Source organism: Ewingella americana, assembly GCF_006438725.1.
In the GTDB taxonomy this organism is placed as follows: domain Bacteria; phylum Pseudomonadota; class Gammaproteobacteria; order Enterobacterales; family Enterobacteriaceae; genus Ewingella; species Ewingella americana_A.
On sequence record NZ_RCZD01000010.1, the window covers coordinates 137501 to 159165 of the forward strand.

General features: G+C 50.9%; 18 protein-coding genes. 7 read left to right on the forward strand and 11 right to left on the reverse strand.

The window, feature by feature from the left end; translation table 11 throughout:
- Window position 1: 1 nt before the first annotated feature.
- The 7 genes from EAH77_RS18110 to EAH77_RS18140 all read right to left on the reverse strand — a co-directional run bounded on the left by EAH77_RS18110 (window position 2) and on the right by EAH77_RS18140 (window position 8090).
- Window positions 2-1870, reverse strand: coding sequence for a beta-glucoside-specific PTS transporter subunit IIABC (locus EAH77_RS18110; protein WP_140474216.1), 1869 nt, complete (start codon window positions 1868-1870; stop codon window positions 2-4).
- A gap of 194 nt (window positions 1871-2064) precedes the next feature.
- Complete coding sequence (gene gntR / locus EAH77_RS18115; protein ID WP_140474217.1) at window positions 2065-3060, reverse strand: gluconate operon transcriptional repressor GntR; 996 nt, start codon at window positions 3058-3060, stop codon at window positions 2065-2067.
- A gap of 71 nt (window positions 3061-3131) precedes the next feature.
- Window positions 3132-4052, reverse strand: coding sequence for a LacI family DNA-binding transcriptional regulator (locus EAH77_RS18120; protein ID WP_140474218.1), 921 nt, complete (start codon window positions 4050-4052; stop codon window positions 3132-3134).
- Between the two features lie 21 nt (window positions 4053-4073).
- Window positions 4074-5456, reverse strand: coding sequence for a glycoside hydrolase family 1 protein (locus tag EAH77_RS18125; RefSeq protein ID WP_140474219.1), 1383 nt, complete (start codon window positions 5454-5456; stop codon window positions 4074-4076).
- 18 nt (window positions 5457-5474) lie between these two features.
- Window positions 5475-6800, reverse strand: a complete 1326-nt coding sequence (locus tag EAH77_RS18130; RefSeq protein WP_140474220.1) for a PTS sugar transporter subunit IIC — start codon at window positions 6798-6800, stop codon at window positions 5475-5477.
- Window positions 6797-7120 carry a PTS sugar transporter subunit IIB gene (locus EAH77_RS18135; protein ID WP_140474221.1) on the reverse strand — a complete coding sequence of 108 codons (324 nt, stop codon included), beginning with the start codon at window positions 7118-7120 and terminating at the stop codon, window positions 6797-6799. Before EAH77_RS18135 ends, EAH77_RS18130 begins: the two co-directional genes overlap by 4 nt.
- Window positions 7121-7394: 274 nt before the next feature.
- Window positions 7395-8090 carry a pirin family protein gene (locus tag EAH77_RS18140; RefSeq protein WP_140474222.1) on the reverse strand — a complete coding sequence of 232 codons (696 nt, stop codon included), beginning with the start codon at window positions 8088-8090 and terminating at the stop codon, window positions 7395-7397.
- A gap of 336 nt (window positions 8091-8426) precedes the next feature.
- Between EAH77_RS18140 and EAH77_RS18145 the strand changes: the two genes are divergently transcribed.
- The 6 genes from EAH77_RS18145 (at window position 8427) to EAH77_RS18170 (ending at window position 15524) form a co-directional block, all read left to right on the forward strand.
- Complete coding sequence (locus EAH77_RS18145; RefSeq protein WP_161985822.1) at window positions 8427-10874, forward strand: glycoside hydrolase family 73 protein; 2448 nt, start codon at window positions 8427-8429, stop codon at window positions 10872-10874.
- Complete coding sequence (locus EAH77_RS18150; protein ID WP_140474223.1) at window positions 10858-11205, forward strand: hypothetical protein; 348 nt, start codon at window positions 10858-10860, stop codon at window positions 11203-11205. Before EAH77_RS18145 ends, EAH77_RS18150 begins: the two co-directional genes overlap by 17 nt.
- A 219-nt stretch (window positions 11206-11424) precedes the next feature.
- The gene (locus tag EAH77_RS18155) at window positions 11425-11850 is read left to right on the forward strand and encodes a hypothetical protein (RefSeq protein ID WP_140474224.1); all 426 of its coding nucleotides are present in this window, start codon (window positions 11425-11427) and stop codon (window positions 11848-11850) included.
- Between the two features lie 438 nt (window positions 11851-12288).
- Window positions 12289-12786: a GNAT family N-acetyltransferase gene (locus EAH77_RS18160; protein WP_140474225.1), complete on the forward strand. Its 498-nt coding sequence runs from the start codon at window positions 12289-12291 to the stop codon at window positions 12784-12786.
- Between the two features lie 215 nt (window positions 12787-13001).
- Complete coding sequence (locus EAH77_RS18165) at window positions 13002-14702, forward strand: lysophospholipid acyltransferase family protein (protein ID WP_140474226.1); 1701 nt, start codon at window positions 13002-13004, stop codon at window positions 14700-14702.
- 537 nt (window positions 14703-15239) lie between these two features.
- Window positions 15240-15524 carry a helix-turn-helix domain-containing protein gene (locus EAH77_RS18170; protein ID WP_140474227.1) on the forward strand — a complete coding sequence of 95 codons (285 nt, stop codon included), beginning with the start codon at window positions 15240-15242 and terminating at the stop codon, window positions 15522-15524.
- A 128-nt stretch (window positions 15525-15652) separates the two neighbouring features.
- Here the strand turns inward: EAH77_RS18170 and EAH77_RS18175 are convergent, their stop codons facing one another.
- Together EAH77_RS18175 and EAH77_RS25175 are read right to left on the reverse strand one after the other, a co-directional pair.
- Window positions 15653-16903, reverse strand: coding sequence for a diguanylate cyclase (locus tag EAH77_RS18175; RefSeq protein ID WP_140474228.1), 1251 nt, complete (start codon window positions 16901-16903; stop codon window positions 15653-15655).
- Window positions 16904-17256: 353 nt separating this feature from the next.
- The gene (locus EAH77_RS25175) at window positions 17257-17430 is read right to left on the reverse strand and encodes a hypothetical protein (RefSeq protein WP_161985823.1); all 174 of its coding nucleotides are present in this window, start codon (window positions 17428-17430) and stop codon (window positions 17257-17259) included.
- 254 nt (window positions 17431-17684) lie between these two features.
- On the opposite strand from EAH77_RS25175, the gene EAH77_RS18180 reads away from it, so the two are divergent.
- Window positions 17685-17996, forward strand: coding sequence for a hypothetical protein (locus EAH77_RS18180; RefSeq protein ID WP_161985824.1), 312 nt, complete (start codon window positions 17685-17687; stop codon window positions 17994-17996).
- On the opposite strand, the gene EAH77_RS18185 is transcribed toward EAH77_RS18180, so the two are convergent.
- Window positions 17977-18687, reverse strand: coding sequence for a GNAT family N-acetyltransferase (locus tag EAH77_RS18185; RefSeq protein WP_140474230.1), 711 nt, complete (start codon window positions 18685-18687; stop codon window positions 17977-17979). The two genes, EAH77_RS18180 and EAH77_RS18185, sit on opposite strands and share 20 nt — an antisense overlap.
- 920 nt (window positions 18688-19607) lie before the next feature.
- A complete protein-coding gene (locus tag EAH77_RS18190) occupies window positions 19608-21173 on the reverse strand; it encodes a putative bifunctional diguanylate cyclase/phosphodiesterase (RefSeq protein WP_140474231.1) in 1566 nt (521 codons plus the stop codon).
- Window positions 21174-21665 lie beyond the last annotated feature (492 nt).

A 21665-nucleotide genomic window follows, 5' to 3' on the forward strand; every position in this document is an offset into this window, starting at 1 on the left:
GTTAAGACAGCGTCAGCAGCACATCACCAGCGATGGCATCGGGCTGACGCGTTTTATGGAAACCTTTGTACTGCTCAGAATTGGTGATGATCACCGGCGTGATGGTGTCGTATCCGGCCTGGCCGATGGCTTCTAAATCAAACTCGATCAGCAGGTCGCCCTGCTTAACGCACTGATTTTCCTTCACATGCATGACGTAGTGCTCGCCGTTGAGCTGCACGGTATCCAGCCCGATGTGGATCAGCACTTCCGCCCCGTGATCAGAGAGAATTTGCAGCGCATGGCCGGAGTCAAAGGTCGCAGTGACGATGCCGTTTACCGGCGAATAGACCTGCCCGTTGACCGGCTGAATGGCGATGCCATCACCGACCACGCCGCTGGAGAAGACTTTGTCATTCACCTCTTCCAGCGCAATCACGCGCCCGGCAACCGGCACCATGATTTGTTCGGCAACGCCGGTAGGAACGGCAATCACCGGGCGGGAAGGCGAGGGTTTTGCAACCGGTGCAGCGGCAGACTCTTCCACCGGATCGTCAAATCCGACGATATAGGTAAGAACGGCGGCCATCACAAAGGAGATGACGATCCCCAGGATCAGCCCACCAAACCCCTCACCGTAAAAGATCGGTAAGGTCAGCAGGCTCGGAATGCCGGTAGAGATCGCCGCACTGTTGGAATAACCGACCACCCCACCGCCCACGGCGGCAGCAATCACCGCGCAGACAAAGGGTTTTTTGAGTTTGAGCGTCACGCCGTACACCGCCGGTTCCGTAATGCCGAACAGCGCGGTAATAAAGGTGCTGCCTGCCAGCGCCTTCATCTTTTTGTTTTTGGTTTTGAACATCACCCCGAGCACGGCTCCGGCCTGGGCGAAAACAGCAGGTACCGTCGAGGCTTTCAGCGTACTGCGCCCCAACACCGTGATGTCGTTGATGATCACCGGCGTAAAGGCCCAGTGCATCCCGAAGATGACAAACACCTGCCAGAGTGCGGCAAACAGGGCGCTGGCGATAATCGGGTTGTAGCTGAAGATAGCGACAAACACGCCTGCCGCCGCTTCGCTGGTGTAAATCCCAACCGGGCCGAGGGTGATGAGCGTCAGCGGCACCATGATCACCAGCAGCAGGAACGGCGTGATAATGCTGCGCACCGTTTCATGGATGAATTTATCGAACAGCCGCTCCAGATGGCACATGACATACACCGAGAAGATGATCGGCACCACCGTCGAGGTGTACTTCATCATCACCACCGGAATACCGAAGAATGTCACTTCCACCTGACGGGTGAAGAGGTCAATCATCGACGGGTAAATCAGCGCACCAGCAATCGACACGGCCACAAACACGTTACCCTGAAATTTTCTGGCGGTGGTGATGGCCAGCATGATCGGCAGGAAATAGAACAGGCTGTCGGAGGCCGCCTGCAAAATAATGTAGGTGGATTCGGTTTTCACCATCCAGCCCTGCGACGTCGCGATGTTCAGCAACCCTTTCAGCACACCGGCGGCGGCCATTGCCCCCAGCAGCGGAGTGAAAATGGCCGAGACGATATCAATCAGATGGCCGACCCGGCTGCCGCTGCGTTTGGCGGGTTTCTGCGCATGGTGATGGCTGTCTTCGAGCAGCGCCGTGAAATTCCCCAGCTCGCGGTACACTTCTGCCACCCGGTTGCCGATCACTACCTGGAACTGGCCTGAACCGGTTACCGTGGTGATCACGCCGTCCAGATTTTCGATCGCCGCCACGTCGGCTTTGCTCTTATCACGCAGCGAAAAACGCAGGCGGGTGGCGCAATGCACCACGGTTTCCACGTTAGCTTCCCCGCCGACTAAACGGATTATTTCTTCTGCCAGGGATTTGATATTCATCGTTTTTATCCTTATTCCCATACTGGACTTGCCGAATTACGGCCAAAAAAAAACCTGATTCGACGTCTGTCAGTAAAGACAGACGTCGAATCAGGTTTCGCTCAGGGTACTGCGCTGATAACGTCCCGAAGCTCGTTTATAACGTTGCGTTCATCCTCAAACAAGGCCGGTTATGGCGTTCTGTGACAGGACTCTCAGATACTTCCACCCGGAGATATCGTAAAACCAACATCGACCATACGTGGCGTCACAGCTTCGCCACGTAATCTTGCCAGCAGGCGTTCGGCGGAAATCTGCCCCATACGTTCACGTGGTGTCAGGACGCTGGCGAGCTGCGGCTCCATCGCCTGCCCCATGTTGTGGCCGTGGAAACCGGCGATGGCCATCTGAGAAGGAATATGCAGCCCCTGGCGCTGGCACTCAAAAAACGCGCCCGCCGCCAGGTCATCGTTGGTGCTGAAAATACTGTCGATCTGCGGCCAGTCTTTCTGCGCCTGCTTTAGCAATTCAGCCCCTGCCGAATAGCTCGATGAGCGGCTGGTCATCACGCTGTACGGCTCAAGCCCGGACTCGCGCATCGCCTGCTCGTAGCCCTGCTGTTTGATCAGCGTTCGTTCATCCTGACGCGCGCCGAAATAGACCACATGACGGTGGCCACGGGCGATAATCTGCTGAGTCATCTGCCGTGCGGCTTCGAAATTGTTAAAACCGACCGCCAGATCGACGCACGGCGACACGCAGTCCATCATCTCAACCACCGGAATGCCCGCCACTTCGATCATCTTCAAGGTGCGCGCGGTGTGCGTGCGCTCGGACAGAATCAGGCCGTCGATATTGTAGGAAAGCAGCGACGTCAGCCGCTGCTCTTCGCGTTCCGGGCTGTAGCCGTAATGCGCCAGCATGGTCTGATAGCCATGAATATCGGTCACGCTTTCGATGCCGCGCAGCACTTCAGCGAACACCTGGTTAGTCAGCGACGGCAGCAGCACGCCAATGGCGCGGCTTTTGGCGTTGGAGAGAATATCGGGAGCCCGATTGGGGATGTACCCCAGTTCATCAAGTACCGCGGAGATTTTCTCCTGCAATGCGGTAGAAACCTGTTCAGGATTACGCAAATAGCGGCTGACCGTCATTTTAGTGACGCCCACTTTATCTGCCACATCCTGAAGCACTGGCCTTTTTTTCTTCATTATTTTCAATGAACTGGTTAAGGGAATCTGAAGCTGATTTTAGCAAAAATTCGCCCTGACGGATAACGTAATCAGAACGGGGTCATCAGCGTGCCGCGAACCGGTGCCGTACCAGCAACGGCAGAAAGCGGCGCGGTTAACAGGGCGATGGCACGCTGTGCCAGTTTTTCCAGCGGATAGGCAATGGCCGGTACCGCCGATGCGCCCTGCGGCAACGTGCTGTCGAGGCTGAACACCATGACATCTGCCGGCACCTGACGGCCAAACTGCGGCAGTAAACGCAGGGCCTCCTGCGCCATGGCGTCGTCCGGCACCAACAATCCGTTGAAGCTGACATTCTGATTAAGCAGCCGTTGCAGCGCATTCTCCCCGCTGAACACCCGTTGGCGGTTGTAAGGCAGCAGATGGTGTTCCAGCGCCTGATGGTAGCCCTGTGAAACCTGTTCGGCAGCGTCGCCGTCATGCAGGTTAATCAGCGCGATGTTACGCCGTCCCTGATTAATCAAATACTGGCTGGCCGTTTCAGCGGCAAAGCTGTGATCAAACTGAATGCTGCGCTCGGTGTGACTCTGCAGGCAATCAATGGTGATCGCACTGTGCGGCAATGGCGGCAGAGGAAAACGCGCACCAATGACAATCACCGCATCACATAAACCGTTGCCGATTTCATTGAGGGAATGCGCGACACTCGCCGCATCGCTGGCAAAGCGCAGCAGCAGATGTTTTTGGTTGAGCCGCAGCTGCTTTTCCAGCGCGTGAAGATAACCGGTGGTCTGGTTGATATTCTCCGACGCGCAGACCACACCAATGCAACCCGTAGACTGGTTCGACAACGACTGGGCAATGACGTTGGGCTTGTAGTTCAGCACTTCCACCGCCCGCATCACGGCCAGGCGGCTCTCCTCTTTTACGTTGCGACTGCCGCTGAGCACCCGCGACACGGTGGCTTTCGACACCTGCGCCAGCCGCGAAACGTCATTAATGTTTGCCATACAACCCCTATAGATAGCCGGTTAATCAAAGCCGTGCTGTGAAGCTACACGGGCAAACCACTCACCGCTCTTTTTCACCGTGCGTTTTTGCGTCGCCAGATCCAGTTGCACAAAGCCATAACGGTTTTTGTAGGCGTTCATCCACGACCAACAGTCGATAAACGTCCACATATGGTACCCGAGACAGCCGCTGCCTTCCTGTAATGCGCGGTGCAGCCAGGTCAGATGCCCGCGCACGAAGTCGATGCGGTAATCATCATCAATTCGGCCTTGCTGTTCGAAGCGCAGCTCGTTTTCCACGCCCATACCGTTTTCGGAAATAAAACAGCGCGGGTTGCCGTAGTTTTCGCGCAGATTAGTCAGGATGTCGTAGACACCCTTTTCATAGATTTCCCAGCCACGGTACGGGTTCATCTTACGTCCCGGCATCTCATAGCTACTGAAAAACCATTCAGGCATAAACGGACTGTCAGGATTGACCATGCTGTCGCGGCACTGAATACGGCGCGGCTGGTAATAGTTGATGCCGAGTAAATCCACTACGCCCTGCTGCAACAATTCGGCGTCACCCGGCTGACAGGCAGGAAGTTGATCGTGTGTTTTCAGCAACGCCACCAGTTCCTGCGGGTATTCCCCACGCAACGCGGGGTCGAGGAAACTGCGGTTGAACATCAGGTCAGCGATGTTGGCGGCTTTAAGATCCGCCGGATTCTGCGAGCGCGGATAAGACGGCGTCAGGTTGAGAATAATGCCGATTTCGCCGCCCTGTTGACGCGCCCGGTAGGCTTTCACCGCCAGCGAATGCGCCAGCATGGTGTGATAAGCGACCGTCGCTGCACGTTTAAAATCCACCACGTTCGGATAGTGGAAATCATACAGATAACCGCCTTCCACTGGCACTACCGGCTCGTTAAAGGTGAACCAGTGTTTCACGCGGTCACCGAACAGCGCAAAACAGGTGTCGGCGTACTTTTCATAGGCCCGGACCACGTCGCGATTTTCCCAACCGCCGATCTCTTGCAGCGCCATCGGCATGTCAAAGTGGAACAGGTTGATGAACGGCTGCACGCCCTGCGCCAGCATTTCATCAATCACCTGATTGTAGAAGGTGACCGCCTCCTGATTCACTTCGCCGCGCCCGTTGGGAATCAGACGCGCCCAGGAAATTGAGGTACGGAACGTGTTGTGATTGAGCTGCTTCAGCAGCGCGATATCCTCGCGCCAGTGTTTGTAAAACGTCGAGGTGTCCTGCGGCCCGACCTCACCGTGAAAACGGTTCGGTTGTTGTTCAAACCAGTGATCCCAGACCGTGGCGCTTTTGCCATGAGTCAGGGTTTCACCTTCTGTTTGCGGCGCAGAGCTGGCACTGCCCCACCAGAATTCTTTAGGGAATGGGTATTTCATCGTCATCCTCGCAGTCCGTTAGCTGTTTGCTGGCACGGCGTTACCCGCCGTTTGTGGAGTGGCCTTTTCTGCTTCCTGTTTCAACAACGTGCGCTCATAGGCTTTCAGGAACGGGTAGTACATTACCGCCGATAACACCATACAGAACAGGCACATAATCACCGGGCTGAACGCCCAGTTAGCGGCCCACGATGCCCCGATGGGCGCGGGGGTAGTCCATGGCGTCAGCGACACCACCTGCGCGACCCAGCCGAGTTTGGTGGCGGTGTATGCAAAGACGGCATTGAGCATCGGCACACAGATAAACGGCAGGAAAAACACCGGATTCATGATTATCGGTGCGCCGAACAGAATCGGTTCGTTGATATTGAAGAAGCTTGGCACCACGCCCATTTTACCGATGGTTCGCAGATGAATGGCTTTACTGCGCAGCAGTAAAAAGGCCAACGGCAGGGTCGAACCGACGCCACCAATCAGCAGGTAGTGGTCCCAGAAACCTTGCAGATAAATATGTGGCAGCGGGGCGCCGGTGGATAATGCGGCCTGGTTCAGTGCCAAATTGGTCATCCAGAACGGGTTCATGATGCCGGTGACAATCAGCGCGCCGTGAATACCGGCAAACCACAACACCTGGCAGATAAACACCGAAATCAGAATCGCAGGCAGGGAGTCGGATGCGGAGACCAACGGGGCGAGCAGTTGCATGATGGCTTCAGGGATGATCATGCCGGTGGCAGCCTGAATAAACAGATTCAGCGGATGCAGCGTCGCGACAATCACGATCACCGGGATCAGGATTTCAAACGAGCGCGCCACACCGGTTGGCACCTCTTTCGGCAGACGGATAGTGATATTGCGCCGTTTTAATAATGCATACACTTCGGCGGCGTAAATCGCCGTCAGAATGGCGGTGAAAATGCCCTCACCGGAGAAATATTGGGTGGAGATTTGCTTGTCATGATACGGCGCCGCCACCAGCAGGAAGGCCATAAATGCCAGCAAACCGGTCATGATCGGGTCGAGTTTATAGTGTTTTCCCAGACTCGCGCCAATGCCGACCGAGATGAAAAACGTCATAACACCCATGCTCAAATACCACGGCAGCATCAGCTGTTCGCGGTATTTCAGCGACAAATCCAGCCATCCACGCGCAAAACCGTTGGTGGTGTCCGGCGAAAATGGCGGGAAGATAAACACCAGCATGAATGAACCGATGATCATAAACGGCAGCGCAGCAATAAAGCCGTCACGAATCGCAATCACGTGTCGTTGCTGGCCGACGCTGCCGGCCAGTGGCGTGATGTGCTTTTCGATGACATTCACCATCGACTGGTAAGCACTCATACGTGGCTTCCTTCCTGCTCAATCAGCGACAGGGCGTGGTCCAGCACTTTCTCACCGCGCTGCATGCCGTAATCCATCATGTCGATGGTGGCAACAGGAATGTTGAACTCAGCCGCTTTGGCCGCCAAATCAGCATGCATATAACGAATCTGTGGCCCCAGCAGTACCACCTGATAGTCGCGGAATTTCTCCTCGAACTCGCTGGCCCCAAAGGCTGCTATTTCTACTTCGTCGCCGCGCGCCTGCGCCGCTTCGTTCATCTTGCGAACCAACATACTGGTCGACATTCCCGCCGCACAACAAAGCATGATTTTTTTCATAGTGCTTCACTCCAGTGATGATGAAAGGGCTACTGAGTTAAATGGATCACACAGGCATTGGAGTCATTTTGGAAACCGGTTTCCACACTTAAAGATGAAGAATGAGAGCGCGTTCAAAAATCGGGCGTAACCATGCACAAGGCTGTGAATGGCATCACGAAGTTGAATGAAATATCAGCAATGTTATGCAGGGAAGACTATGGCGCAGGGGAATGAAAACAAAAAAATGGGCAACCGGCGTTGCCCATTATGACGTCGCAGAACCTGATACTTATCAGACCGGTGGCAGATCAAACAACAGGATTTCACTGTCTTCATCGGCATGTACCGACAGCGCGGTTTCGTCCCAGATGGCCAGGGCATCACTCGGGCCGGCTTTCTGACCGTTAATCGATACGGTGCCTTTTACCACCTGGATCCACACGCGGCGTTCTGCCTGAATCTGATAAACCGACTGTTCATCTTTCTTCAGCGCCCAGCGTGACAGTTCCATGTCCTGGAACACTTTCAGCGACCCCTCGCGGGCATCCGGGGAAAGCACCAGTTGGCGGCCCTGCGGCGCGTCGAACATCCGCTGTTCGTAACGCGGTTCCAGACCTTTTTTATCAGGCATGATCCAGATCTGGTACAGGTGTAATTTCTTATCTTTATTACCGTTGTACTCCGAGTGCGTCACGCCGGTCCCGGCGCTCATGATCTGGAATTCACCGGCCTGGATCTGCTCTTTATTGCCCATGCTGTCCTGATGTTCCACGGTGCCTTCCAGCACGTAGGTCAGAATTTCCATGTCTTTGTGCGGATGCTTGCCAAAACCTTGCCCCGCGTCGATGAAATCTTCATTGATAACCCGCAGCGCGGAGAAGCCCATGAAATTTGCATCGTAGTAATCGGCGAAAGAAAACGTGTGCCAGCTTTCCAGCCAACCGTGACTTGCGTGACCGCGTTCTTGTGCTTTGCGTAAGTAGATCATGTTCAACTCTCCTCAATGTTTTCTCTAGTCTAGTCAACGGCTGAGAATAAGAAAGCGTAAAAATCTCATCCCTCTGTTCAAAAAATATGAACAAGTGTAGCTGGCTAAATTCAAAGGATTTGTGGGAGATATTGGGGAAAGTAATGAAAATGAAAACGCACATTTCACGCTTAGCGTACGTTTTCATTCTATTGGATTTCATATCTCTATCACCCGCCCTAAAAAATTTGGGTTAGGAAGAGCTGCGAGTATGATGCGGCTATTGTCAGCCGGGAATGCTGTGAGCTAGTTCCCGTCCAGGCAAAGATGGACTACAACCAACAGGGAAGGAACTCTATGTCAGCAAGACTACCAAAAATCAGTTACCCGGTGCCGTCGAACAGGAACGGCACCGAGTTTTCCTCACCGGAAGACCTGCTCACCGTCCTCGGCGGCGAAAGTTCGGGGCAGTATCTGGTGGGGAGTCAGGGGATGTGGCATGGGGGCATTCACATTACGGATGCGACGGTGCCGTGGTGCGCGTTGAGCACCGACAGCGAGGAGGAGAAGGCCTATCTCCGGCAGCCTTACAAAGGGGAGCAGTTCATTCGGTGCATGGCGGACGGCGAAATCGTGGCCTTTCGGGTGTGCAGGGATTACGCGAGCGAGGCCATCCCGTGGCGGGATGAGCATTTGCACCTCTCCACCTCCTTTGTGCTGGTCAGGCACCGTGTTCAGCCGGGCAATACGGCGGCCAGCGGGCTGACGTTTTACACCCTGTACATGCAGCTCGCCCCCTTTGCCGCGTACGCCCCGCAGGGCGGTATGCTGGAGCGAAAAACCAAGGGCACTCAGCGCTATTACGCCAGCGCGGACGACGTACTGGCAGGGAAGGCCGGCGGCACGCTGGCGAAAGATACGCGCGTCACCCTGAGCAATAATATCATTACCCGCCACAGCGACGGCCACCAGTTTACGGAGGTGACGATTGCCGCAGAGACGAAGAACGCGGCGGGCGTCACCGTGGCGGCCGGGACGAAGGTCTGGACGGTGTCCGATCAGGGCTTCCTGAAATCCGCAGCGCCGTCAGTCCCCCTGCCGTCATGGTGGGATAAATGCTGGCCGGCCTACGGTTCGCCGCCGGCCGGCAGCGTGAACTGCACCGCCCGCACGAACTGGCAGTATTACCTGAGCCGTGACGACGTGCTGCAGGGGAAAAAGGCGGGAGCGCTGACGGCGGGCTTCCCGCTGACGTATGAGCCGGGCAATACCACGCAGCAGGTGACACGTCCGGGCAAAACCCCGGACGAGGCTTCCCGCGGGTTTAGCCTGGTCACGCTGGGGCGCGACGTGGGCAAGCAGAAAAAGGGCGACCGGGTCTGGGTGGTGTCTGACGGCGACAGCCTGACGCCTCAGACCGCCACGGCCTCCGGCAGTCATCCGGTGTTCGGTGACGTAGTGGTACCCTCCGCGCCCATCGCGATTAAGGCTGGTGACAGCCTCGGGCATATGGGCTTTTACCAGCTGCCGGAGGAGAACGGCAAGCGGTCACGCTATCAGGTGCATATCGAGTGCCTGAGCATGGACGACAGTCTGCCGACGTTCCTGACGAACCCGGAGCACGCGGGCGAGCAGTCGCCGGCGTTCCTTAAGTACCCGGAAGGCGCGACGCTGTTTGTCAAAAATGGCGAAGGCGAGATGGCGGACAGCACGCGCAAAACGAAGGCGCCGGGCATTCTGACCCTGAGCAAGGTGCCAGTGCTGGAGGCGAACGGGCAGCCGGCGTATTACCAGATACGGCCTGAAGGGGGCTGGGTTGCCGCCGCGGATGTCCAAAAGATCTCGCAGTATGCGCTGGCAGACCGTGGATTTGTGACGCTGAACAAGGCCGGGGCGAGCTTTGACCTGATAAACGGCACCCTGCAACCGGATAACATCGTGAAGGTTATTCTGGAGCAGTTGAAAAAGGCCGCGCAGGCTGAAACCCGGCCGGCTTATGCCCTCAATCAGTATAACTACCAGCGCCTGCTGGAGAAGATTGACAGCAACAAGGACGGACATTACTCGACTGAAGAGTATCTCCAGGCGATTCATATCGTCTCTTACCGCGACCGTCTGCAACGCATTATCGCGAAACACGCCAGCGAGTGGTATTACGGCAAGGATGACCCGCTGTGGAAGACGTATCTTGATACGCTGGCGACGGACGGCGCCCTGTGGAAAACCTACCTTGAAACATTTATTGATAAAATGGCGTGGATGAAGCAGGTGGAGGGCATGGGTCCGGAGCCGTGGCATATGCATCCTGTGGCGTTTTTGGAGGCAATTGCAGTTGTTAAAAAAACGATAAAAAGGCCTAAGAATGTTCAAAATTTTCTTGATATGGCTTCGTCATCAGCAAGCTCTGTTTCTAGTCGATGTGGGGTACCAGCATCTGTATTGCTAGCTCAATCTGCGTTGGAGTCTGGCTGGGGGCAGTATGTGAAAAATAATGCTTATTTTGGAATAAAAGGTAAGTCACCAAGTGGTAACAGCGTTTCATTTGGAACAACTGAGGTTATTAATGGAAAGGTGATTCATATAACAGACTCTTTTAGAGCATATGCAGATTATGCCGAGTCGGTCGATGATTATGGGCAATTCCTCAGAGGAAACAATAGGTATAAAAATGCCTTTTTATATAGTACTCAGCCTGATTTATTTATAACTGAAATAGCAAAGTCTGGTTATGCAACTGATCCTGATTATGCTCAAAAACTCATACAGTTAATGCGGAAATATGATTTATATGAATATGATAATTAAGGTTTTTATTTTAACTTCTTTGCTATTTTCTTCATCTTATTCTTTTGCTGATAGCAATGAGGATAAGGTGATTGAAATGGCTTACCATGAAATTTATAAAAATAAGTTAACGAGTACCAAAGGTGAATGTTTGATGTTTGATTTTGATAATTCAAACAATGAATATTATTTAATCTCGGTAAGAGAAAATCATGCCTCGGTAGTTTGCGGTGGCGACTCGAATGTATCAGTAAAAATGTTTGATTTGCGAATAGATAAGAAGGATCGACGGGTCTTTACAAATCAAGGGAGAGACTCAGAGCATTTTAGAGAATTGAAAGATAGTGAATAATACTTAAGAGTTATTTTATCTGTGCCTAACTACTAGCCCAGAAACAAAATATCTTTCAATGGGTTGACTCTGAGCCAGCATTTTTAAAGGATCCTCTTGAGATCCTTTTGCTCAGCAAAAAGCCAGCCCACTAAAAGGTGGGTTGGCTTGAGTTAGACGGTAAGACCGACCTTCACCTCCCAGGAGGTTATATCTTAAATGTATCAGAGGGATAAATAAATGCGCTGTTTTTTTATTTTATTATTGGCTATTTCATTTACATCCAATGCTAGCGATAATTTAGGTTTGTGGGCAACCACTTGCAACGATGATGGTTTTTATTTCCCTTTTGAACAAAAAACATCTTCACTAGTTGTCAACGACAATCAGATTGTAATTTCTGTACACTCTGTAATCAAAGAGAGTGTTGTTGATGTTTATCTTGATGGTCCATTAGATCTTGGGCGCGGAGGGATGAACATAAAATGGGATGATATAGATAAAAGCAAGAAAATTGCCGAGTTAGAATATAAACATAAATCTGGTAATTTAAAATGGTTTGGTTTCTTTGATAAGAAAAAAAATAATTATTTTTGGACCGGAGACCCTGATTTTGTCCAGTCATACTCGCATGATGGAATAGTAAATATGACAAAATGCGAATAATTTATTAATGGCTCAGTTGAGATCCTGTGTTCTGCGCGTCATCTACTGCCCTAAGCTACCGTGGAATATTTTTTTCCAGAACTACGGCCGGTTACGCATCGGCTATGCGAAAAGTGGCTGGACGACTGTGAATGAATGAGTCAGGTAACCAGGATGAACGCGCAGCCAACGCATCTGCGGTTCGAAGTATGAAGGGCAAAAAAAAGCCAGCACTTGGCTGGCTAAATAATACTGGAAGCAATGTGAGCAATGTCGTGCATTCATGGGGACCCGTTTGACCATGGTGTGTGGCCATCCCCGGAACACATGACAATAATAATCATTATCATTCGCACTTGTAAAGGATTATTTTTAAGCCAACATTCCGTTGACACTTTTTAGAATCCTGATAAATCTAAAGGATATTCAAACAGTAACCCCCACAACAGGAGTGTCGCCATGAGCGAAATAGTCATACGTCACGCACAAGCCTCGGATGCAGAAGCCCTTCATCAGCTCTACGCTCAGGTTTCTGTTTACCGCGACACTCTCCAACTCCCTTACCCACCGGCAACACTTTGGGAAGGCCGCCTGGCCACCGATGTGCCGGGGAAATTCGCGCTGGTGGCCTGCATCGACGGCAACGTCGTCGGCAATATTACGCTGAAAGTTGAAGACGTCTGGCGACGCCGCCATGTGGCGTCATTTGGGCTGGGCGTTGATACGGCCTGTCAGGGAAGAGGCGTGGGCAGTCAGTTGCTCGCCGCCGCCATTGAACTGTGCGACAAATGGCTCAACGTGAAACGCATTGAGCTGACGGTCTATGCCGATAACGACGCGGCTATCGCGCTGTACAAAAAGTTCGGCTTTAAGCTCGAAGGACGAAGCCCTTGCTACGCGATGCGCGACGGGGAACTGGTGGACACGCTACACATGGGGCGTATTCACGGGGTCTGAGGCCTTTTCAGTGCGGGGCATGCGTTCTGCTGCAAGGCCCCGAGCCAGGCCTCTATACCCAGGGGATTACCCGAGTCATCATGACGTCAGGAAGAATAATTTCCGCAGGGTAGCGGAATTTTCGGACTGACGCTTTCCACATTCTGTCATTTCACTGCAATTTCGCTGTCATCTGCGCTGCTTATGTTCTGAGTAACTTAACCGGAGGACATCCTATGTTCAGCATGGATACCGTACTTCAGGACTTAGACCCACAGCGCATTACCCCTCCCTGGCAGCTCAGCCTGTTAAAAACCCTGTTTCATGAGAAAGAGTTCCACCAGTTGGCGGACCAGAACCGCCATCTGAAAGGCATGGATATGGTTGAGCAGGTGCTGGAATATTTTGATATCCGCTGCGAACTGGCCGAACGCGACCTCGAACAAATCCCCAGTTATGGCCCGGTGGTGGTGATCGCCAACCACCCTATCGGTACACTTGACGGTCTGGCGCTGTTGCACGCCATCGCCTCAGTGCGTCCCGACGTCAAAGTGGTGGCGAACCGCCTGTTGTCACGGGTGGAGTCACTCAACAGCCTGATGATCCCGGTAGATAATATGGGTAGCCGTACCCAGCGTTCACAAGTGTCAGCAATGCAGGAACAGCTGGAAAACCAGGGCGTATTGATTGTCTTTCCGGCAGGCGAAGTGTCACGCCTGACGTCAAAAGGCGTGCGCGATGGCCGCTGGCATACCGGGTTTATCCGCATGGCGGCCAAAGCCCGTGCGCCCATTGTGCCGGTGCATATCGGCGGCGCCAACAGCGCGTTGTTTTATCTCAGCTCACTGATTTACCGGCCGCTCTCCTCGTTATTACTGGTGCGTGAAATGTTCCGTCAGCGTGGCAACTGCCTGAAATTACAGATTGGTGCGCGAATTCCTTACGCCAACTGGCATGACGGCCACACCCCGGCCAATGATCTGGCCGAGCGTTTTCGCCGCCACGTGTACCGTCTCGGGCAGGGCAAACAAGGGTTATTTCAGTCTGAGTCAGCCATTGCCCGCGCCGAAGACCGGGCAGTACTAAAGCGTGCGCTGGAAACCAGTGAGAAACTGGGCCAGACGCCGGACGGAAAACTGATTTATTTGTACCGTCGCAACGGTGAGGACTATGTGCCGGTTCTGCGCGAACTGGGACGCCTGCGGGAAATCGCCTTCCGCGCGGTCGGTGAAGGCAGCGGTCGCCGCCGCGATCTCGATAGCTACGATGATGAGTATTATCATCTGGTGTTGTGGGATCCGCAGGATCTGGAAATTGTCGGCGCATACCGTTTTATTCCCACCGCCGGGCGCATTAATCAGAAAGGTTTAGACAGTATTTACAGTCAGAGTTTGTTCAATTATGGACACCAGATGGACCCGATTCTGGCGCAGGGTATTGAGCTGGGCCGCAGCTTTATTCAGCCCGCCTACTGGGGCAAACGCGGGCTGGATTATCTGTGGCTGGGCATCGGTGCATATCTGGCGAAATATCCGCAAACCCGCTATTTGTTTGGCCCGGTATCGATTTCAGGTGGCTTCCCACTGGCCGCTCGCGACCTGCTGATCGCATTTTACCGGCTCTATTTCGCCCCCACGTTACCGCTTGCGACCTCACGCCGCCCTTATCCGGCATCACTGCCAGACGTACTGGCGCAGTTTTCAGGTGATGATTACCCGCAGGATTTACAGCGCCTGAAGCGACTATTAAGCAATTTAGGGTGCAGTATTCCACCACTTTATAAACAGTATTCAGAACTTTGCGAAACCGGTGGCGTACAGTTTATCGATTTCGGCTCCGACCCGGCGTTCAATCACTGTATCGACGGACTGGTGCTGGTTGATCTTCACCAGTTAAAACCGGCCAAATTTGAGCGATATATTGGCGTTCATCAGTAACCCCTAGATCGGGGTGAAAGTCAGCCTCTGATAAACCGCCGGTAATCAACCCGCCGGGGCGCAATCAATGTATTGCGCCCTTTTTTATTGCGCGGGCTGCAACGGATGTAATGGAAAAAGTTTAGCGGAAGCTGTCTCTCACGTTATTGATTTGAGGGTTGGCGGGCATTAAGTCGTTACGGTATTATTGCGCCACTGCGGCATATCCGCAGTGCGGGAATTGCAGCCCGGAACTGACGACAGCAAGGAATGCGCGAGATGCAAAACCCTTGTGAAAGCCTTGTCACATCCGTAAAAAACACCCCGTTCTTGTGGTGTTGGATACGTTCAATGGTGGCTCAGGCGGGGCTGACTTCGGTCAGGCCGGTGTCGTTAGTGCCGGTTACTGCAATTCCCGTCTGAGCTACCACCCAAAGAGAATTGCAGCTCTTGGATGGTAGGAATTATTTACCTACTAACGAGACTTACAATGAAACGAATTTCACACAGCCCAACTTTCCTGCCGTTTCTCGCCCTCTGTTTATGGGGAGCTGAGCAATGAAAAAACCTGCTAAGACCGACTGGCATCAGGCCGATATCATCGCCGCACTGCGCAAGAAAGGCACCACGCTGGCCGCCACATCGCGCGCTGCGGGTTTATCCTCTTCGACACTGGCAAATGCCCTTTCCCGCCCGTGGCCGAAAGGTGAAATGATTATCGCGCAGACAATCGGTGTCCCGCCCGCTCAGATCTGGCCCAGCCGCTATTTTGATCCGCAGGGAGAGAAAATCACGAAAGTGATAAGGCAAAAAACATCGTGCCTTATATCATCGCGCAGGTAATGGCGGGATTGCAGCGGCGCCGGTACTGTATGCGCTGATGCCCATCCCCGGCGGCCTGGTGGGTGTCTATTTAAAACCGTGCAACGGCGCGGTTTTTTTTATCAAAACATCCGGCGCGGGCGTAAAGCCTACCCCGCCATCACCTTATTACGCCCTGACGTTTTAGCGCGGTACAGCGCTTCATCCATACGCTTAAACAGACTGATGGAGTCTTCATCGGTCAGATGCTGTGCAACGCCGATGCTCACGGTCAGTGGCGGAAAATTGGGCTGGCTGAGCTGCTGCACGGTTTCACGCAGGGATTCCGCTACGTGCAGCGCGCCTTGCAAATTGGTCAGCGGCAACAGAATAACAAACTCCTCACCGCCCCAGCGGAACACCCGGTCACTGTCGCGAATACAGGACTCCAGCGCACGCGCCAACGAGATCAGCACTTCATCGCCCCGGTGGTGTCCGTATGCATCATTAATGGCTTTGAAGTGATCGGCGTCCACCAGCATCAGGCTGAAATCCTGCTCAAAATATTGGTTTTTGGCATGCGCCTGCTCAACCAGTTGTAGAAACTGACGTCGGTTACCCAGCCCCGTCAGTGCATCGCGCAAGGCCGCGTGTTCCAGCTCCTGTTCGAGACGCTTCTGTTCGGTGATGTCGTGAATAATGCATAACATGAGCCGCATTCCGTCCAGCTCCACCGGTCCGGCGTAGGTCTGCACGTGACGGAGATTGCCATCAGCCAGCCTATGAATAAAATTCAGCGGCTTGTGGCCGCCGGGTAATCTGGCGACTTCATGCATGACCGGCAAAACATCGCGGCCCATCGCATTGATCTCCCACGTATGCTTCTGGCACATCTCCTCACGGGTGTAGCCATAAAAATGCGTAGCGGCCAGATTAGCGTCCACAATTTTTCCTTCTGACGCCGGGTCAATCAGCAGCATCGGAGCCGTGTTGGTATGAAATAGCCGCTCGTAAAAGCCGCGTTCATCACGGCAATATTGTCTGATGCACAGCGGATCCTGACGCGGACTGGCGACCGGCATCGCCACACCCGAGGAATTCAGTCCTTCGACAATGATCACCGTACCCTGCACATCAAAGTGAGAGAGCGAGAGATGACAACTGAGCGGAAACGCAACGCCCTCGCGCTGAATGGTCCAGATTTCAACGATTTGTTCATTTTTAAGTAGGGCGGGCAGATAGGACGCCAGCGACAGCTGGGCACGGGCCGAAAATTGTCCGTTACGCAATAGCAGCAGTTGGCCGTGGCCGGCCAGTTTTTGTGCCGCCGTGTTGGCAAAAAGAATGTCCTGGCTGTTTGGTGAGACAACCCAAATCGGGGTGCTCAAAATATTCAACGCGTCGAGTTGGGCTGGCAGCATAGGCGGTCCCGATCACTGTTTGGGTATAAACCCACAATACAACGATTTGCGCTGAACTCACTGCTTTTCTGTTGCCGGACAGATAACCCGGCAAACGTTGGCGATTCACGTCGACGGCTGTTTTATGCGAAGAAGATGGGATGTGCAGAAACAATAAAGCCTGTCGGCTAAACCCACTGCAGATGAGGTGAATAGACTTGTGTGTTTTAGAGGGTTTGAATGTCAGCGGGGTGAGACCCCACGCTGAGCATCAAAATATCATTAACTGTCTGATTTAACGTCTTAGCTATCCCTTTTGACTACCATAACGCGCCGTCAAAAGTGGTATTAACCCAGATAAAAATGGACAGGTTCTACGCGTTATCAGCTTCTGGTTTGAGGCTTTCTGCCAGCTCTTTCTCTAACGATGAAATGTACTTCTTGACCATTTCGACATTCTGCCGACCGTTGCGACCACCTTTCCAGGTATCCCTCTCCCGGCGAGCTCGGATTAAATCGGACTCAATTTTCTCAACTGTGCGTTTCATTCTTTTCTTCCTACTGGTTATGAGACGAGATTGTATGCTTCTTAGCGCGTGATGACGATGATTTTGCGTCACGTGATTGCGGTGCAGGTGTCACTCGGTGAAAGCACCTGACATCTTGATCCTTTCCTCGCCAACATCCGGGCCTCAGGCGCTGGAAGAATACGCTGCAGGAAGAAATCGGTCACCGTCGCGGCTTATGTACTCTATTTTCTCAGCATGGTATTTAATCATGCTTTGTAGATTATATACGTGCGATGACTACCCCATTATTGGTTTTTATCTTTTACCGCCACGTAGACGCAATGCATATCTTATTATCTGATGTTGGATTTATTAAATTAATGCGTGTCATTAAACACTTCAAAAATATGACTAAAGGCATGACAAGAAATATAACCGGCCTTTCAACGGATGATGCTGAGATTAAAGCGAGTCCGCAAGCGCGTATTATGCGTCTGAAGCAAAATCCTACGCGAACATATTCTGCAAAATATCAATGCTGGCCTCACAGGGGCAAGACCAGCACTGTCATGGCGGACAATAACGCTATTTCTGTTGGGGCATAAATTCGGCTAGGCTTTGCTTTTGCTTACCCCGATCGTCCAGGTTAGCGGGGCTGAGCCAAAGCTGCATGGCTTGACGGATCCCAGGCCATTCATTATCAATGATGGAATACCAGCGAGTGTCGCGACTACGCCCTTTGGATATTTGTTTCTGTCTGAATGTGCCTTCATATTGAAATCCCAGCCGCTCTGCCGCCTGAATCGCTGCCTGATGCAAACTGTCACACTTCCACGCACATCGTCTGTATTGCAAAGTATCTAATACATAGGAGAGCAAAAGAAATATGGCCTCAGTGCTACATAAGGTGCGTTTCATCAGGGGTGACCAGTTAATCCAACCAATTTCCACCGCGCCATTTTCTGGCTCAATACGTTGTAAAGCGATGAACCCCACCGCTTTTCGCGTAGCGTTACTGATAACTGAATAAAAAAGAGGATCCTTGCTGCCAGCAAGGGAGGCAATGTAATGGTCACATTGCCTCATTGTAATAGGGCGGTTAATGTGGAAGTAGGTCCAGTCACGCTCATCATCAATGCTGTACCAGGCTTCATAGAGATCTTTGCTATGTTTGATGTCAATCGGCTCAAGAAGACAATGCTCTCCTTTGAGGATAACCCTTTGAGGGAGAGCACGCGGCAGCCAATCAGGTAATGATTTACCTACGGTTTGACCATAAATGTTTAATTCTTGCATTAAAAATAATTCCTGTGTTGTGGAATTTAAAAGATTTAGGTATACCCTCCAGAAAAAACAAATCTCACCTCCATGAAACTATTTGTTTTTCCGTTACATGCCAAATTTTCTGGCAAAAAGTAATTCATGTACTACCAAAATGTTAATAAATCCTTAATGCGCGTTATTTTGTAAAAAAAGTAATAATTACAGAGAGTCGCACCTACTGAACAGTGAGTATGTGAGCCGTGTCGAATAATTATTTTTATTTTACAATCATGAAAATAACTCAAGATAAAATCTCGATTGCTGATACTAAGCATAAATGACTTCATATATCTTACCTGTGAGACTGAAGTATGGCAAAGGTAAAATGGACAAAATCACAGAGTCAACGTCTGAAATGACCCGGCATCGAATATGCTGTCACCGCCCATTCGGTATCGCGTGTTTAAAATAAGGCGTTACTTGTTACTTTCCATGGAGTTAATCGTATAGATAAGGTCATTTAATCAAGCCAATAATAACAGATGGACAGTAAAAATAAGTTGACATGGCAAAGCCAATATCCATTTTAAATTAATGAAGAAAATGCAAATCATTTAAGCATGCAAAGCTGTTAAAATATGTGGATTGAAAAGTAAATTTGGCCTTTTTTAAAAGGGTTCGACTTCACATAGTGAATTTAATTTCCATAAAACCCAAAAATAGACCTATACTTTGAATTGGGCGTGGTCAACGCGTCCATGTTCCTGAGTAAAATTAAATTTGCTCGATTTAACCCGCTAATCCCGGGTTTTTTTTGAAAAAAATTAAACAAAACAGAACAATCTCATATCAATTGAAATTAATTTAGGTATTTTCAGGCAGAGTTACTGCACAGCTAATTTTAATTTTATTTTTTTGCAAAAAATATGGCCAGAATATCCACTGACTCGTTGTTAAGCATTATGCACTTCACTCATCTTCGTTGAAAAATCGTACCTCATACCGGGCATCACATAGTGTAAAACAGCGGCAGGTGCAGGCATGCCGAGTAAATAGCCCTGACCAATATCACAACCGAGATCCTGCAAACGAGCAAGCTGACTGGCGTTTTCTATACCTTCGGCGGTCACTTTTACCCCCAGGGACCCAGCCAGGGAAATAATAGCGCGAACAATTTTCTCTTGTTTCCCATTATGCTGAAAAGTATCGATAAAACTTTTATCGATTTTTAATTTATCAAACGGGAAATTGCAGAGCTGAGAGAGACTGGAATAGCCGGTACCAAAATCATCCAACGCAATTTTTATCCCCTCATCTCTGAGTTTTTTAAGCGTATATCGGGCAGCATTCGCATTCTGAAACAGTGCACTTTCCGTGATTTCTACCTCCAGGCGATCTGCCGGGAGCCCCAGTTCATCCATTATGCTCATGATACGCGGCCCCAGTTGCTTGTTGCACAACAGTATTGGGGGAATATTAAATGACAGCGTGACATCAACTGGCCAGCTTAACGCTTCAAGGCAGGCCTGCCGAAACAACTGCTCTGTCAGCTCAAAGATCTTTCCCAACTCTTCCGCCAGCGGGATAAACAGGCTGGGTGGAATGAATTTTCCTGGTGAGACCTCCCAACGGGCAAGCGCTTCAAAACCAACCGTTTTTTTGCTGATGAGCTCCACTAATGGCTGGTAATACATTGTAAATGCTTTACGGTCCAACGCATTTTTAAAATCATTCTTAAGCTGGGCCATTGAAAGAAGGGAATCTTGCATAGCGGGAATAAAGGCTCTGACTTCTTCCCTGCCCGCTTTCTTCGCGATGTGCATAGCACAAGTCGATTGCTGAATGACTTGCCTGAGATCCGCAGAGTCCTCGGGATAGCGCGATATACCCACGTTGGAGGCGATATTTAAGGTAAAACCGTTGATATTAATAGGAGCACCAATCGTCCTGATGATCCTTCCTCCGAGCAACAGGAGGTCCGTTTTGTCTTTATTTGATTTTAATATAAGGAATTCATCACCTCGCAATTTATAGACTTTACCAGGGAATATATTCGAGAGTCGTTGCCCTACAAGTTTAAATATTTCATTTCTGTTTTCATAATCTAACAGATCGCTAATATCCTTGAACTTATTTATTTCTATGCTGAATGCTGCATAATTGATTTCTTTTTTGTTCTCAGCAGAGCGGGAAATATAAGAATCAAGGAATTTTTGGTTGGGTAGATCGGTTAAGTGATCATGGCTGGAAATCCACTCAATGCTCTTTTCAGCCTCAATGCACCTTGCGATCTCCTTTGACATTTTGCTTATTTTCATTGCGCTGTAAATAAACATCACCAACCCGGTGATGTTTATCGCAATGAAAATCTCATCTGAATTGTATTGTTCATATTTCGAAAAAAATGAAAAAAGCGCCTCGCTAAAATTAAATAAGGATGAAATAAAATATGCACTTATAAACACAATTCCTGCAAATACACATTCCATCTTAATATTATTACGAGACACTGGTACCATACACCCTCCCAAAGTATTTCATGACCCTCTGTTTTATGATGTCGCCATAATATCTCGTCCATGGGCGGCGATATGAAGCCATCACAAACCTAATAGTAGCTTATCGGCACAATCAGCTTAAAGTTTAGGCTTATTACGTTTTTTTAGCCGGACGCTCAAGTTACGGTGAGGGTTTATGTGCAAAAACTCATTTTACATTGTGCAAAGTCAAGGGGTTATTGGCCCCTGGTATGCGCACGTAAATTTTTATCCTCTCTGGGTACGCTGGATACGACAGACTCAGGGTGGTAAATACGCATTTATTCATTTTGTGACAATCGGCATGGTTATTCGAGAAGCGTCATGGTACTGATTAACTTAGTACGCGATGAAACTGTATTTTTGTGCAAGGAAGCGAGTGACAGTAAACACCACTGTCCCCATATAAATTGCCAACACCAGGTCTGTAAATAAGTTTCTCTATGTTTATAATGAGCTGACAATAGAACAGCC

Coding starts and splice junctions, on each gene's coding strand:
- EAH77_RS18110 (WP_140474216.1), bottom strand. CDS start 1,870: ATGAATATCAAATCCCTGGCAGAAGAAATAATCCGTTTAGTCGGCGGG.
- gntR (WP_140474217.1), bottom strand. CDS start 3,060: ATGAAGAAAAAAAGGCCAGTGCTTCAGGATGTGGCAGATAAAGTGGGC.
- EAH77_RS18120 (WP_140474218.1), bottom strand. CDS start 4,052: ATGGCAAACATTAATGACGTTTCGCGGCTGGCGCAGGTGTCGAAAGCC.
- EAH77_RS18125 (WP_140474219.1), bottom strand. CDS start 5,456: ATGAAATACCCATTCCCTAAAGAATTCTGGTGGGGCAGTGCCAGCTCT.
- EAH77_RS18130 (WP_140474220.1), bottom strand. CDS start 6,800: ATGAGTGCTTACCAGTCGATGGTGAATGTCATCGAAAAGCACATCACG.
- EAH77_RS18135 (WP_140474221.1), bottom strand. CDS start 7,120: ATGAAAAAAATCATGCTTTGTTGTGCGGCGGGAATGTCGACCAGTATG.
- EAH77_RS18140 (WP_140474222.1), bottom strand. CDS start 8,090: ATGATCTACTTACGCAAAGCACAAGAACGCGGTCACGCAAGTCACGGT.
- EAH77_RS18145 (WP_161985822.1), top strand. CDS start 8,427: ATGTCAGCAAGACTACCAAAAATCAGTTACCCGGTGCCGTCGAACAGG.
- EAH77_RS18150 (WP_140474223.1), top strand. CDS start 10,858: ATGAATATGATAATTAAGGTTTTTATTTTAACTTCTTTGCTATTTTCT.
- EAH77_RS18155 (WP_140474224.1), top strand. CDS start 11,425: ATGCGCTGTTTTTTTATTTTATTATTGGCTATTTCATTTACATCCAAT.
- EAH77_RS18160 (WP_140474225.1), top strand. CDS start 12,289: ATGAGCGAAATAGTCATACGTCACGCACAAGCCTCGGATGCAGAAGCC.
- EAH77_RS18165 (WP_140474226.1), top strand. CDS start 13,002: ATGTTCAGCATGGATACCGTACTTCAGGACTTAGACCCACAGCGCATT.
- EAH77_RS18170 (WP_140474227.1), top strand. CDS start 15,240: ATGAAAAAACCTGCTAAGACCGACTGGCATCAGGCCGATATCATCGCC.
- EAH77_RS18175 (WP_140474228.1), bottom strand. CDS start 16,903: ATGCTGCCAGCCCAACTCGACGCGTTGAATATTTTGAGCACCCCGATT.
- EAH77_RS25175 (WP_161985823.1), bottom strand. CDS start 17,430: ATGAAACGCACAGTTGAGAAAATTGAGTCCGATTTAATCCGAGCTCGC.
- EAH77_RS18180 (WP_161985824.1), top strand. CDS start 17,685: ATGACTACCCCATTATTGGTTTTTATCTTTTACCGCCACGTAGACGCA.
- EAH77_RS18185 (WP_140474230.1), bottom strand. CDS start 18,687: ATGCAAGAATTAAACATTTATGGTCAAACCGTAGGTAAATCATTACCT.
- EAH77_RS18190 (WP_140474231.1), bottom strand. CDS start 21,173: ATGGTACCAGTGTCTCGTAATAATATTAAGATGGAATGTGTATTTGCA.